Source organism: Myxococcus llanfairpwllgwyngyllgogerychwyrndrobwllllantysiliogogogochensis (assembly GCF_006636215.1).
Lineage (GTDB): Bacteria > Myxococcota > Myxococcia > Myxococcales > Myxococcaceae > Myxococcus > Myxococcus llanfairpwllgwyngyllgogerychwyrndrobwllllantysiliogogogochensis.
This window is the reverse complement of the sequence record NZ_VIFM01000026.1, coordinates 1-13,022: the sequence shown is the minus strand read 5'-3', so window position 1 is coordinate 13,022 and position 13,022 is coordinate 1. Positions and strand designations below refer to the sequence as shown.

General features: G+C 69.0%; 10 protein-coding genes. 2 read left to right on the top strand and 8 right to left on the bottom strand.

Annotation, left to right across the window (positions count from 1 at the left end):
* Nucleotides 1-48: 48 nt before the first annotated feature.
* Entirely contained in the window at nucleotides 49-414 is a 366-nt protein-coding gene (locus FJV41_RS09040) for a helix-turn-helix transcriptional regulator (protein WP_141642028.1), read from the bottom strand.
* Nucleotides 415-1,028: 614 nt separating this feature from the next.
* On the opposite strand from FJV41_RS09040, the gene FJV41_RS09035 reads away from it, so the two are divergent.
* Both FJV41_RS09035 and FJV41_RS09030 read left to right on the top strand, forming a co-directional pair.
* On the top strand, nucleotides 1,029-2,669 hold the full coding sequence (locus FJV41_RS09035; RefSeq protein ID WP_141642027.1) for a methyl-accepting chemotaxis protein: 1,641 nt from the start codon (nucleotides 1,029-1,031) through the stop codon (nucleotides 2,667-2,669).
* Between the two features lie 105 nt (nucleotides 2,670-2,774).
* Nucleotides 2,775-3,377, top strand: coding sequence for a DUF2378 family protein (locus FJV41_RS09030; RefSeq protein WP_141642026.1), 603 nt, complete (start codon nucleotides 2,775-2,777; stop codon nucleotides 3,375-3,377).
* A 27-nt stretch (nucleotides 3,378-3,404) separates the two neighbouring features.
* Here the strand turns inward: FJV41_RS09030 and FJV41_RS09025 are convergent, their stop codons facing one another.
* The 7 genes from FJV41_RS09025 to FJV41_RS08995 all read right to left on the bottom strand — a co-directional run.
* The gene (locus FJV41_RS09025) at nucleotides 3,405-4,793 is read right to left on the bottom strand and encodes a sensor histidine kinase (protein WP_141642025.1); all 1,389 of its coding nucleotides are present in this window, start codon (nucleotides 4,791-4,793) and stop codon (nucleotides 3,405-3,407) included.
* Nucleotides 4,790-5,518 (bottom strand): response regulator transcription factor, encoded by a 729-nt coding sequence (locus tag FJV41_RS09020; RefSeq protein ID WP_174459413.1) that lies wholly within the window; start codon nucleotides 5,516-5,518, stop codon nucleotides 4,790-4,792. The genes FJV41_RS09025 and FJV41_RS09020 overlap by 4 nt, the downstream gene beginning before the upstream one ends.
* Before the next feature lie 285 nt (nucleotides 5,519-5,803).
* Entirely contained in the window at nucleotides 5,804-7,336 is a 1,533-nt protein-coding gene (locus FJV41_RS09015) for a S1 family peptidase (protein WP_141642024.1), read from the bottom strand.
* A gap of 224 nt (nucleotides 7,337-7,560) precedes the next feature.
* Nucleotides 7,561-9,081, bottom strand: a complete 1,521-nt coding sequence (locus FJV41_RS09010) for an acyl-CoA synthetase (protein WP_141642023.1) — start codon at nucleotides 9,079-9,081, stop codon at nucleotides 7,561-7,563.
* Between the two features lie 52 nt (nucleotides 9,082-9,133).
* On the bottom strand, nucleotides 9,134-10,690 hold the full coding sequence (locus FJV41_RS09005) for an LVIVD repeat-containing protein (protein WP_181790503.1): 1,557 nt from the start codon (nucleotides 10,688-10,690) through the stop codon (nucleotides 9,134-9,136).
* A 194-nt stretch (nucleotides 10,691-10,884) separates the two neighbouring features.
* On the bottom strand, nucleotides 10,885-11,496 hold the full coding sequence (locus FJV41_RS09000; RefSeq protein WP_141642021.1) for a hypothetical protein: 612 nt from the start codon (nucleotides 11,494-11,496) through the stop codon (nucleotides 10,885-10,887).
* 1,011 nt (nucleotides 11,497-12,507) lie between these two features.
* Nucleotides 12,508-13,022: zinc-binding dehydrogenase (locus tag FJV41_RS08995; protein WP_141642020.1), on the bottom strand; the 515-nt coding region annotated here is incomplete at its 5' end.

The window sequence follows — 13,022 nt, the reverse complement described above, 5'->3', positions numbered from 1 at the left end:
GTGAGGCGGGAGGTGGGCGCGGGCCGGCGCCCTGAAATGGGCGGCGCGCTAGCGCCGGCCCAGGGCGTTGGCCACCAGCCCCAGCAGCTTCACGTGGGGGGCTTCGAGCTGACGCACGGTGCGAAGCAAGCGACGGACTTCCGGTCGCTCGGGAGGTGCTGACGACGGCTCGCTGGTGCGCGCGGACGCGGTGCCGTGCGAGACGAGCCCCAGCAGCTCGTCCGCGGAGACATGAAGCTCGTGACACAGCTTCAGCAGCGTCTGCACGCTGGGAAGCATGCCGCCGCGCTCCAGACGCCCATAAACCTCGGTGGCCACGTCGATGCGTTCGGCCACGTCAGCTTGTGTGAGCTCCAGCCGGTTCCGCGCGACTCGCGCAGCCGCTCCGATGGTGGTTGCCAGTTTCTTGTCCATGCCTTACCGACCCGAAACGTTTGGCCGCTGGCATAGGACGTATAGAGGCAGACAGACAGAACTTGTCGGGTCAGCCTCAGGTTGTTCACCCAGCGGGTTACCGTCCCAGAGGGAGACTTTCGGGGTTCGGAGTGCCTCCATACCCGCCCCTTTTCCTCGACGGAAGACCGGTCTTCCAGGGGCACCCCGGCCCCCTGAATACAGAGGGAGAGGCCCCCTTTTCGGACGACCTGTGACGTCGGGCGGCAATTTTCCTACGGTGCCGGAGAGTCCTGCCGCGAGGGCCTCCCCCCAAGGTTGTATCCCCAGTCCGGCGCATCGCCACGTCATGAGTCCGCGAGGGTGCGCCCGCCACGTCGAGCGTGGCATGTCGGGCTCGCGCGTCGGCGACGTGGGAGTGGCTTCGCGGGCGCATGTCGGGTCCGTTCGATGAGTGCCCGAGGCCGTCCGCGAGCGGGCAAGGAGGACGACGGACCGCGCGCCTCTTGAGCTCGCCCTGCCGCACGCGGGGTACGCAGCGGGAGGCAGGACCTGCGACAACCGGTGGCATTCGAGCGGAGGACGACCTTGGGAGTCGCGCGCGCCGGGGGCGGGGGGACTAGGCTGCGGCGGCGATGGCGCTCGGACGGCGCAACCTGCTGGTGAAGCTCTGCGTGGCGATGGGCGTGGTGGCCCTGCCGCTGCTCGTCGCCATCCTTGGCTATGTGCTGCCGCAGCTTCGCGCGCAGCTCCACGCGGACCGGGTTCGCGGGCTGCGGCAGGCGGTGGAGACGGCCTACGGAGTCCTGCGGGAGTACGAGGCGCGCGAGCGCTCCGGAGCGCTGACGCGCGAAGCGGCGCAACAGCAGGCCTCCGCCCTGCTCCAGTCCCTGCGCTACTCGAGCGTCGAGTACTTCTGGGTGAACGACCTGGAGACGCGGCTGATCATGCATCCGCACCTGCCGACGATGGTGGGCAAGGACATGAAGGGCTACCGCGACGTGCGCGGGCGTCCGGTGTTCGTCGACATCGTCACCCTGGTGCGCGCGCACGGCGAAGGCTCGCTGGGCTACGAGGCGACGCGGCCGGGCTCGCCGGAGCCCATCCCCAAGGAGAGCTACGTGAAGCTCTTCGAGCCGTGGGGCTGGGTGCTCGGCACGGGCGTGTACGTGGAGGACATCGACCGGGAGGTCGCGGCGGTGCGACAGCGCATCCTCGTCGCGGTGGGCGGCGCGCTGGTGCTGGCGGTGCTGGCGGGCGCCTATGTGTCGCGGCGGGTGGTGCGGCCGGTGCGCGCGCTCGCGGCGGCGGCACGCCAGGTGGCAAAGGGTGACTTGTCCGTGCGGGTGGAGGTGCGCACCGCGGACGAGGTGGGCGAGCTCACCCTGGCCTTCAACGGCATGGTGACGGGCCTGCGCGAAGTGGTGGCCGCGCTGGTGGAGGCGGCGGGCGCCACGGCGGCGGACGCCGAGCGCATCCGCGTCTCCACGGACGGCCTGTCGCGCACGACGCGCGAGCAGTCGGAGTCGCTCCAGCGCGCGGCCGAGTCGGTGCAGGACATGAGCCTGCATGTCTCGCGGGGCGCGGCGGCGGCGCGAGACGCGGCGGAAGCGGCGGCGGGCCACGGGCAGGTGGCGCGCGCGGGCGGCATGGCGGTGGACCAGGCGTCGCGGAAGATGGTGGAAATCGTCGACGTGGTGGAGCGCTCGTCGCGCACGGTGGAGCAGCTCCAGGCGTCTGGCCGGGCCACGGAGCGGATGCTCCAGCTCATCCAGGCGGTGGCGGACGAGACGCGGATGCTGGCGGTGAACACGGCGATAGAAGCCGTGCGCGCGGGGCAGCACGGCAAGGGCTTCTCCGTGGTGGCGGGCGAGGTGCGCAAGCTGGCGGAGCGCACCCACGAGGCCGCCAGCCAGGTGCGCGTGCTGCTGACGAAGAACGAAGCGGACACGGCGGCGGCCGCGGAGTTGATGCGCAAGGGCACGTCGAAGGTGAACGAGGGCATGGGCCTGTCCTCGGCCGCGGGCGAGGCGCTGGCGCGGCTGTTGTCCGGGGTGAAGGAGCTGGGCGAGCGCGTGGAGACGATGGCGGAGCAGAACGCGCGCCAGTCCGCGTCGGGCGAGTCCATCGCGGGGCGCATCCAGGCGCTCTCGGTGCGCTCGGCGGAGTCCGTGTCGGGCGTGGAGCAGATCGCCCGCTCGGTGGAGGACCTGCGGGCCAGGGCCTCGCGGCTGCAGGAGCTCGCCGCGCGTTTCACCACGCCCGGGCCTCGTTAACCTTTCTTCACACCCGCGCAACGCCCAGGACAGCGGCGGGGGGCAGTCTCCACCTCCTCACGGGGACGCGGCTTCTCGCCGTCCCCTCATTCGGAGGTAGGACACATGGCGCTGGCATTGACGCGGGCCCCCGGGCGCGAGCCCGTGGTGTTCGGATACGCGCTGGAGACGCTGCTGTCGACGGCGGCGCCCCTGACACCGCTCACCCTGAAGGCGCTGGAGCGACAGGGCCTCTTCGCGCACCGCCCCCTGCACACCGCCTACCCGTGCGCGGTGTGGCCCAAGGCCATCCAACTGCTGGCGGCGGCGAACAGCCCGCCCCACACGGACCGCGAGACGGCGGAGTACGCGCTGGGCCTGCGCTTCGGTGAGCGGTTCATCCAGGCGCGCATGGGCACGGCGCTCGTGGACTTCGCCCAGGTGGTGGGCCCGGAGAAGATGCTGCTGCGCATGGCGCGCAACCTGCGCTCCATCAACAACTTCCTCGACGTCTCGGTGACGCCTCGGGGCGATGACGGCGGCTGGGAGCTGAGCCTGTATCCGGTGCGGGAGTTCCTGGATCATCCCCGCCGGCAGGCGGACCCGCCGCACTTCATGCGCGGCCTGCTCACCTTCGCGTTCCAGCACAGCGGCGCGCCCACGGCCCGGGTGACGCTCTTGAAACACGACGAGGCCCAGGCAGTGACGACGTTTCACGTCGGCCTCTAATCACGGCCGCGGCGGGGAGGAGGCGAGCTACCCCTCGATGCGCGACTCGGCGTACGGGACGGGCAGCAGGATGCGGGCCGTGGTGCCCACGCCCGGCTGGCTCTCCAGCGTCAACGTCCCGCCATGCGCATCGACGATGCGGCGGGCCAGCGCCAGGCCCATGCCCACGCCGCCCGTGCGGCGCGCTCGACTGCGGTCCGTGCGGAAGAACGGCGTGCCGACGCGGGACAGGTCCTCCGGCTCGATGCCGATGCCCTCGTCGCAGACCTCCAACGACAGCGCCCCCAACGTGTCCGCCTGGGCGCGCAGGCGCACCGGCGTCGGAGACTCGGAGTACTTGCCCGCGTTGTCGAGCAGGTTGTCCAGCGCGCGCCGCAGCAACACGGGGTCCGCCTCCAGCGTGGGCATCGTGCCATCGACGCTCACCTCCAACACGCGCTCCGGACGCGCGGAGCGGAAGCGAGAGGCCGCCTTCTCCACCAGTCCTTGAATCTCCACCTGCTCGGGCCGCAGATGCGGAGTCCCCGTGCTCGCGCCCTCCGAGGCCAGGTCCAGCTTCGCGGTGGTGAGCACGTCGTCCACCAACCGCTCCAGCTCCGACAGGTCTCCGGTGATGTCGGTCAGCATCTCCCGCGCGGTGGCCGCGTCACCCTCTTCCGCCAGGTCCAACGCCACGCGGATGCGCGCCAGCGGCGTGCGCAGCTCGTGCGACACGTTGGCCAGCAGCTCCTTCTGCGAGCGCAAGAGATTCGTGATTCGCCCCGCCATCTCGTCGAAGGCCTCCGCCACCTGTCCCAATTCGTCACGCCGACGGATGCCCGTGCGCGTGTCCAGCTTCCCCTCGCCCAGCGCGCGCGCCACCTCCGCCAGTCGCTGGAGCGGACCGGCCAGGGTGCGAGCGAAGGCCAGCGAGGTGATGGCCGTACACAGCAGCACCGCGCCGAGCACGAGCGCGGTGTTTCCCGGAGGAGGCTCGGGGGGACGGGTGATGATGGTGGCGTAGGCCTCCACCGGCCCTTCCTCGGGAATGGGCAACGTGAGCGAGTGCGGAGGAGGCCCTCCCGAGAACCGCTGACCCCGCGCGGCCAGCTGCTCCAGCTCCACGGGCCCCAGGGCGGGGGACGGTGCCGCGGAGTTCGTGGCGATGAGCCGCCCGGACACATCTCGCAGCGTCACCCGGGCCTCGAGCAGCCGCGCGGCGCGGTCCAGCGACGCCTGGAGGGCCACCGGGTCCCCCAGCAGCTCCTCCCACTCCCGGATGTTGTACGCGGCATTGCGCGCGAAGCCGTGCCGCAGTGGCTTGTCCAGGATGAAGAAGCGGGCGATGTAGAGGGTGGCGACGACCAGCACCAGCTGGGCGATTCCCACCAGATAGATGCGCAGCAGCAGCCGGCCAGGCGTCCGCAGACGACTCACGTTTCCTCTCCGGTGGCGAGCATGTAGCCGGCGCCGCGCACCGTCTTCAGCAACAGGGGATTGCGCGGGTCCACCTCCAGCTTCTGACGGAGCCGGAAGATGTGCACGTCCACGGAGCGGTCGAACACCTCGTCCGCGCTGCCCTTCACCAGGTCGAGCAGCTGCTCACGACTGAGGACGCGGCCCGCGCGCTCGGCGAGCACGCGCAGCAGGCTGAACTCGTACGTGGTGAGCTGCAACGGCCGCCCATCCAGCGTCGCGCGGAGGCTGCGAGGGTCCAGCAGCAGTCGCCCCGCCTGCACGGGCTGCGTGGAGGGACCCGCCTTGCCCCGGGCCCGACGCACCTGGGCGCGAATGCGGGCGAGCAGCTCGCGCGACGAGTAGGGCTTGGGCAGGTAGTCATCCGCGCCCGTCTCCAGGCCGAGCACGCGGTCCGCCTCCTCTCCGCGCGCGGTGACCATGATGATGGGCACGTCGGTGCGGCCCCTCAAATCCCGGCAGACCTCCAGCCCGTCCCGTCCGGGCAGCATCAGGTCCAACAAGACGACGTCGAACACATGGCGGCTGGACTCCACCAGCGCGTCGTTGCCCGTGTGGGCCAGGGTGACGACGACACCATGCTCCTGGAGGTAGCGGGCGGTGAGCCGGGCCAGTCGCTCGTCATCTTCGACGAGCAGGACCTGGATGGTGGCTTCCTCCAGGTGGGGACGATTGAGCTGCTCCATGCGCGTGCTCCTCCTGCCTTCCGCGGACCTTCCAGACGGAAAGTAACAGCGGAGCCGTGGCCCAGGAGCAAGCAGGGAGGAGTCTGGCGCCCCATGGGACTCCGGCCGGGTCCACCGAGGGCAATCATGCTCCCGGGCCACACCGTGAAGGTGGCACCGGGATGTGTCCGGGATGCGTCCCTCGCATGACGGATTGTTACAGCGAGCAACAGGGCCCGTCCGGCCACCGGACAGCCGGGCGGAGCCCCGTCGGGTCCCCTCACCCCGCGAGGCAGGCGCCTGACCTCAGCGCAGGGTCCACTTCTGGTTCGCGGTGCCGGCGCACTCCCAGATTTGCAGCCGCGCGCCGTTGTTGGGGTTCCAGTCCTTCACGTCGATGCACTTGTTGGCCTGCGGGTTGACCAGGTCCCCCGCGCCGCTGAGCACGAACTGCTGGGCCGCGTTGCCGTTGCAGTCGTGGAGCTGGATGAGCGCGCCGTTCGCCGTGGAGCCCCAGGTGACATCCATGCACTTGCCGAAGGCGCGCAGCGTGCCGTCGCCGTGGAACGTCCAGCTCTGCGCGGCGCTGCCGTTGCAATCCCAGAGCTGGATGGGCGTGCCGTTGGCGGTGTTGGAGTGGTCCACGTCGATGCACCGGCCGTTGAGCCCGACGATGGCGCGCCCCCCGCCGCCACCGCCGTTGGTCGTGAGCGACAGGCCGTAGACGGAGAGAATCTCGTTCACCGGCTGGTAGTACATGGTGCCGCCGGTGGAGCAGTTGCCCACGCCGCCAGACGTCACGCCCTGCGCCTGGTTGCCCGACATCCACGAGCCGCCCGAGTCGCCCCCCTCCGCGCACGCGTTGCTCCGCGTGAGGCCATACACGGGGCCGACGCTGTAGTTGACGGTGACGTTCTTCGCCTCGATGACGCCACAGCGCCAGCCGGTGGTGGAGCCGGAGCGACACACGGACGCGTTGATGCCCGCCTCGGCGGAGCCCGAGACGATGACGTTGCCCCCCGCGTAGTTGTAGACCCACGGCTGCGAGGCCCACGAGCCGTTGACCTGGACCCAGCCATAGTCGTTGTTCGGGAAGGACGAGCCGCGCACGGTGCCCTGCGCCACGCCGTTGAAGCCGGCCGTGCTGGAGTTCACCCCACCGCAGTGGCCCGCGGTGACGAAGCCTCCCGCGACGGAGAAGCCGACGGAGCAGCGCACGTTTCCGTTGATGTAATAAGCGTCACCCCCGCGCAGGTCATACATGGGCCTGGGCTGCTCGGAGGAGACCTCCACGCGCACCGCGCGGTCCGCCGCGCCACTCTCCGCGATGAAGCGCTCGGCGTTCACCACCGCCGCGTCCTTGGCGAGCACCACCACGCTGTTGGTGATGACGTCCACGTACCAGCCATGGATGTCCTTGCTGGCCACGTCCGCGCCCCTGTCCAACGCGGCCTTCAGCGCGTCCAGCTCGCGCTCCGTGCGCGTCACCCAGCGCGGCTCCGCGCCCGCCCTGCGCGCGGCCTCGGCACCCTCGGCGGTGGTGACACCGACGATGAGCCGGTCCCCCTCCTCGCTCAGCCACGCGCCACCGAAAGACGCGCCCAGTTCCCCGCGCAGCGACGCTTCCGTGCGCACCGCGAGCGCCTCCGTGGCCAGCCGCTGACGCGCCTGCACGGCCGTCAGCCCCAGGTCCCGCTGCATCGCCTGGAGCACCTCGGGAGACACCTCCTGCGCGAGCGAAGCCTCCTCGGTGGGGGCCGCCAGCGCGGACATGGGGAGGACGGCGGCACCAGCGAACAGCGCCGTCGCGGTGGAGAGCGCCTGGAGTCTTCGGTTCATGGGGGCTTCCTTTCGACTCGACACGGGGAAAGCGCACCGGCGAACGGGCCGGTCCGCGCATCCACGGAAGCGGGATTCAGGAGCCAAGTCAAACAATTCAAGCATTCCTAGAAAATCACGTCACTTTTGTCGGACGAAGAATAAAGTCGTCGACACATTGGACGCGCGGAGTCATTTCCGCTGCGCGGACATTTCTCCAATACATGGACAAAGATGAATCCCTCTCAGGCCAGGCTGTGTGCGGAGGCCAGCGCGCGGCGGTCCACCTTGCCGGCGGAGGTCCGAGGCAGGGCCTCCACGAAGCGCACGGAGCGCGGCATCTTGTAGCGGGCCAGCCGGCCATCGCAGAAGGCCAGCAGGGACTCGGCGGTGAGCGACGCGCCCCCACGGAGCACCACGAGCGCGCGCGGCGTCTCGCCCCACTTCGCGTCGGGCACGCCGATGACGGCGACCTCGGCGACGTCGGGATGACCGGACAGGACGCTCTCGACCTCGGAGGGATAGATGTTCTCCCCGCCGGAGATGATGAGGTCCTTGCTGCGGCCCACGATGCGGAAGCAGCCGTCCCCGTCACGCAGGGCCAGGTCTCCGGTGCGCAGCCAGCCTCCGACGAAGGTGCGCGCCGTCTCCTCGGGACGGCGCCAGTAGCCGGCGCACACGTGGGGGCCGCGCAGCAGCAGCTCCCCCACGTCCCCCGGCTGTCGCTCGTCCTCGATGCGCGCCTCCACGTGGAAGAGCGGCACCCCGACGAAGCCCGGCTTGCGGCGCACGTCCGACGGAGGGAGCCAGAAGTTGTTGGGGCCCGCCTCCGTGAGGCCATAGCCCGTCTTGAAGGCCACGCCCTTGGTGAAGAAGCGCTCGAACACGGACAGCGGACACGGCGCGCCCCCGCTGACGAGCAGCTTGAGGTGGGAGAAGTCCGCCGACTCGAAGCGCGCGTGGCGCTGCATCTCGATGAACATGGTGGGCACGCCGAAGACGAGGCTCACCTCTCGCTGATGGATGAGCTCGAACACCTGCTCCACGTCGAAGCCCTTGCACACCACGGAGGCGCCGCCCACGTACACCAGCGGCAACGTGAAGACGTTGAGGCCCCCGGTGTGGAACAGCGGCGCGTTGAGCACGGCCACGTCGTCCGACGTCAGGCCCCAGCTCACCACGGTGTTGACGGCATTCGCCGTCACGGAGCCATGGGTGAGCACCGCGGCCTTGGGCACGCCGGTGCTGCCGCCCGTGTAGCAGAGCACCCACGGCGACTCGGCCTCCAGCTCCAGCACGGGGAGCGAGGAGGCAGGTGCCGCGTCCCGCTCCGTGATGAAGGAGCGCTCAGCCGGGTCGGGCTCGGCGAGGCCCAGCCAGTGGCGCACGAAGGGCGCGCGGGCGCGCACGGTGTCCACCTGGGCGCGCAACTCCGGGCCATACACGAGGACAGCGGGCTCCGCGTCCGCGAGGATGCCGACGAGCTCCGTGGTGCTGAGGCGCCAGTTGAGCGGCTGGAGGATGGCGCCCAGCTTCGCGCAGGCGAAGAGGAGGTCCAGCGTCTCCACACAGTTGTGCGCGAGCACGGCGACGCGGTCTCCGCGCTGGACGCCGAGCACGTGGTGCAGGTACGCGGCGGTGCGCGAGGCGGCGCCGTCCCACTCGCGATAGGTGATGCGGCGGCTGCCCCGGGTGGAGTCGACGAGGGCGGCGTGGTCGGGGTCCAGTGCGGCGCGGCGGGCCAGCCAGTCATGGACGATGGGCATGGTCCCGCACGCTAGCCGAGCGCCGGGAGATGTGCCCGGCTCCCGACACGCCTCAGAGCTCCGGGAGGATGAGCAGGCCGCGCACCGAGTCGACGGTATAGACGTAGCCGTCGCCCGGCACGCGGATGCCGATGGCTCCGTCCCACGAGGACGTGCCTCGGAGGGGGTCCGTCGCGCGCCAGGTGTTGAAGTAGGCGAGCTCCCGGGGACTCTTGGGGATGGACACGTCGAGGACGCGCACGCCGTGCTGGTAGTGGGCGATGTAGAGACGGTTGCCCTTGAGCTCCAGGTTGTGGATGGAGGCCCAGCCCGGCAGACGGTACTCGCCGATGAGCGTGGGATTCGCGGGGTCATTGAGGTTGAGCACGCGCAGGTGGGCGCCCCAGTCCTCTCCTGCCTCGAAGGCGATGCGGTTGTTGTGGAAGTACGCCACGCGAGAGGTGTGGCTGCTGGCTCGCGGGTACTTGTATGCGCCCAATCGCTTCGGGCTCGCCGGGTCACTCATGTCGACGATGACGAGTCCCGCGCGCCAGTGACTGATGAAGAGCGTGGAGTTCAGGGTCGTGGCGTCGTGCGGGTAGGAGCCCGGTTCGGTGCCGATGCTGGGGTCGAGGTAGCGACCGAGCAGCACCGGCTCCCGTGCGTTGTTCACGTCATAGGCATGCACCTCGCCAGCGGGCCCCACGGCCATGGCGTACAGCCGGGAGCCATCCACGAAGAGCGTATGGACATTGCTGCGGCTCCCTCCGGACAAGTCGCGCAGGAAGCGAGGGTCCGCGGGCTGGGTGATGTCGAACACGAGGACACCCCGGTCGGCGCTCGCGACATAGAGGGCGTCGTCCTTGGCCCACACGCCGTTCCAGTAGCTCTCCTCGGGGAACTGGATGAACTTCACCAGCCGGGGAGCCTTCCGGTCCTGGAGGTCATAGACGTGAAGACCGCCTGGCCCCATGAAGTAGTCGTCGATGGACACGACGTAGGCATGTCCCTTGGCGACAAAGACATCCACGCCCCGCCCGGATTGCAGACCGCCCTCGCCCACCAGTCGCAAGCCTCCCGAAGACTCCTGGTCTCCGGACAGCCAGCGGATGCGCTCGCCCTCGAAGGTGTATTGCTGGGCCGGCTCCCCCAGGGAACAGGACACGTAGCAGCCTGTCACCTGGTCCGCGCCCCGGGCCGAACAACCCACTTCGACGTCGATGAAGACCTTGCCAGTCCGGTTCGTCCGGGTCGTGCGCCAGTACAGCGGGTGCTCATCACGGTTCGGACTGGGCGTGAAGGAATTGACGCCGAAGAACTGGTCCTGGTCGTCGGTCGCTACATTTTGTCCGTAGTAGCGCATGTTGAAAGGACCGCCGGCGGTGAGTCCCCGCAAGCTCTCCACGTCGCAGCCGGACAGGTCGAAAGACTCCAGGGAGCCACACGCCGCGGTGGTGCTCGCCTCGGGCCGCAGCTTGCACGCGGCCAGGGGCTCTGGGACCCAGTCCCCCTGGTCCTCGATGGGCGCGCCGGGCGACATGTCCACCGGCACCTCCACGACCTCAGCATCCCTGCTGCTGCAAGCCCCCAGCGCCCCCATGCAGAACAGCGTCACGACAGCACGGCACATCCACTTCACCATGGCAGCCCCCGGGGAAGGGGCCGGCGAAATCTGGAAGCGCAATCAAAGAGAGACCGGCCCGGATAGCTTTCACCAAACGACCGCGGGCCTTTCCCATATCGTGACGAAATGGGGTGCCATTCAATTCCAGACACCCACACGCCTTCAGGGGTGAGGCGCACCGAGGCCCTGGACGGCGCGGCTCAGGGCTGGACGTAGGTCTGCAGCAGGGAGCTCGTCCGCTCTCTGGAGCGTCGGAAGGCCACGCGTCGCTCCGTGGGGTCCTCGGGCACGGCCATCAGTCCGACGAGGGCGCGGGTGCCTCCGTCCGCGCCGATCACGTTCTGCACCACCACGGACGTCTTGTGGCCGAACGCCTCGGCCCAGGGGGCGCATTCGGCCATGTTGATGCGCTCCTGTTGGGAGTCCGTCCAGGCGATGCAGGGGTATTCGGAGCAGTCCATGGCCTCCAGCTTCATCTTCAGGCCGCACTCCTGGATGGAGCGCTCCACGAGGGCCTGGAAGCCCTTGGGCGTGAAGGCAGGGGGCGCGTTGGCGGGGAAGGGCAATGGGAGACTGTCCTCGGAGGGCGGCACGGGTGCGGGAGCCGGTGGCGCGGGTGAGGGCGAAGGCGCGACAGCCTGAAGGCGCGTCTCGGCCGAGCGCCGTGCGTCCTGGGCCTCCTTCAATTGACGTTCGAGCGTGGCGACACGCCCGTCGAGTGCCTGCTCTCGCGGGCAACGGTCGTCCACAACCACCTGGGCGACCGCAGCGGGCTCGGGCGGAGGTGGCGCCTGGTTGTGACGGCTGGACATCACCACAGCGCTTCCCCAAGCACCCAGGACAAGCCCCAGGACTCCCGTCACCACAGGCAACGATTTCTTCATCGTGATGAAAGCCTTTCACTGGCCCGTGGGCCTGTCCAATTCACGGCACCCGCATCTGGGCTGTCAGTCGGACCACGTGGCCGGCCGATTTCGTCGGGAGGAACAGACAGGCCTGAGAGGTCCAACAGATAGAGACACACGTCGCGAAAAGCCCTGCCCTCTCCTTCGTCATTGGGTGACCACACCTGATATGCCCGATAGCGCCCTTGCCGGACACCTTCGAGCAACCAGATGGAGGCATCCAGATCAATCACCTCCCCACGCGTCTTTCGCGTCCTGTACTTCCAGAAACCAAAGTCGTCCAACCTGCGCAGAACCTCGGACCACTCGCTGGGCAGTAGAAAGCGGGTGCGATGGAGCGTGGGCCCAGAGGCATGGATATCAGCCTCTCTGCGCTCCCAGCTCACCTGAAGTCGATGGATGTCTCCGAAGCGCTCGACCCGGACGCTCACGGGCTTGGGAAGGGAGTGTACCCAGGTGAACCGGTAGACCTCCGTCCCTGGTGCCGCGGGCCAAAGAGGTCTCTCGCCCAGCTGATGCAGGAACTCAGAGCACATACAGCGCGACGACTTGTCATGCGCGCCCCTATTGGCGTCTGGCTCGAATTCAGAGTTGAAGGTGACGGCCAGTGCGCCCGCAGGCAAGAGGACAGGCCACTGAGATTGCTCTTCCGGCCCCCGCACACAATGAGCTTCAGGTTCCACCGGGACCTCTGTGGAGGCAGATGTTTCTCCCCGCCGAGCCTGATCCACCTTTCCTCGCGGAGCACATCCCACGGGCATCATGGCCAGACAGAAAATGACGCCCCGCCACATCCCACTCGTGGAGGTGCCACTGCGAACCGAGGGCGAAGACATGGCGGCACTCTGAGGAGCAACGCTCCAACAATCCTCACGGAAGGCTCACGGTTCGCGCACGACACCGTGAGCCCCACCGCGCTCAGGGCACCAGCACCAGCTTGCCCACCGTCGTCCCGGACTCCAGCGCCTTGTGCGCCTCCGCGACGGAGTCCAACGGGAACTTCGTCACCTGCGGCGACACCAACTTCCCCTCCTCCACCCACGCCAGCAGCTTCGCCATGCTGTCCTCCAACACGAAGCGCTGCTCGAACAGATACGACAGGTTGAACGCCAGCACGCTCGTGTTGTCATTCGTCAAGGTCAGCGGGTCGAAGCGCGGCGTCCGCATCCAATCCCACGCAAGCTTCGCGTAGTTCGGTCGCCCACCCGTGCGCGGCAACATCGAATGAAACCCGTAGATGACCAGCTTCCCCGGTGACGCCAGATGCCGGTAGCTGTCGCGCAGCGTGGACGGCCCGTTCGCATCCAGCACCACCTCGTACCCCTTCGGTGACGCCGCCTCCGCCGCCTTCCACAAGTCCTCGCTGCTCTTGTCGATGACCACGTCCGCGCCCAACGCACGCGCCGCCTCCACCTTGTGCGTCCCACCCACCA

Coding starts and splice junctions, on each gene's coding strand:
- FJV41_RS09040 (WP_141642028.1), bottom strand. CDS start 414: ATGGACAAGAAACTGGCAACCACCATCGGAGCGGCTGCGCGAGTCGCG.
- FJV41_RS09010 (WP_141642023.1), bottom strand. CDS start 9,081: ATGCCCATCGTCCATGACTGGCTGGCCCGCCGCGCCGCACTGGACCCC.
- FJV41_RS09005 (WP_181790503.1), bottom strand. CDS start 10,690: ATGTGCCGTGCTGTCGTGACGCTGTTCTGCATGGGGGCGCTGGGGGCT.
- FJV41_RS09015 (WP_141642024.1), bottom strand. CDS start 7,336: ATGAACCGAAGACTCCAGGCGCTCTCCACCGCGACGGCGCTGTTCGCT.
- FJV41_RS09035 (WP_141642027.1), top strand. CDS start 1,029: ATGGCGCTCGGACGGCGCAACCTGCTGGTGAAGCTCTGCGTGGCGATG.
- FJV41_RS09030 (WP_141642026.1), top strand. CDS start 2,775: ATGGCGCTGGCATTGACGCGGGCCCCCGGGCGCGAGCCCGTGGTGTTC.
- FJV41_RS09000 (WP_141642021.1), bottom strand. CDS start 11,496: ATGTCCAGCCGTCACAACCAGGCGCCACCTCCGCCCGAGCCCGCTGCG.
- FJV41_RS09020 (WP_174459413.1), bottom strand. CDS start 5,518: ATGGAGCAGCTCAATCGTCCCCACCTGGAGGAAGCCACCATCCAGGTC.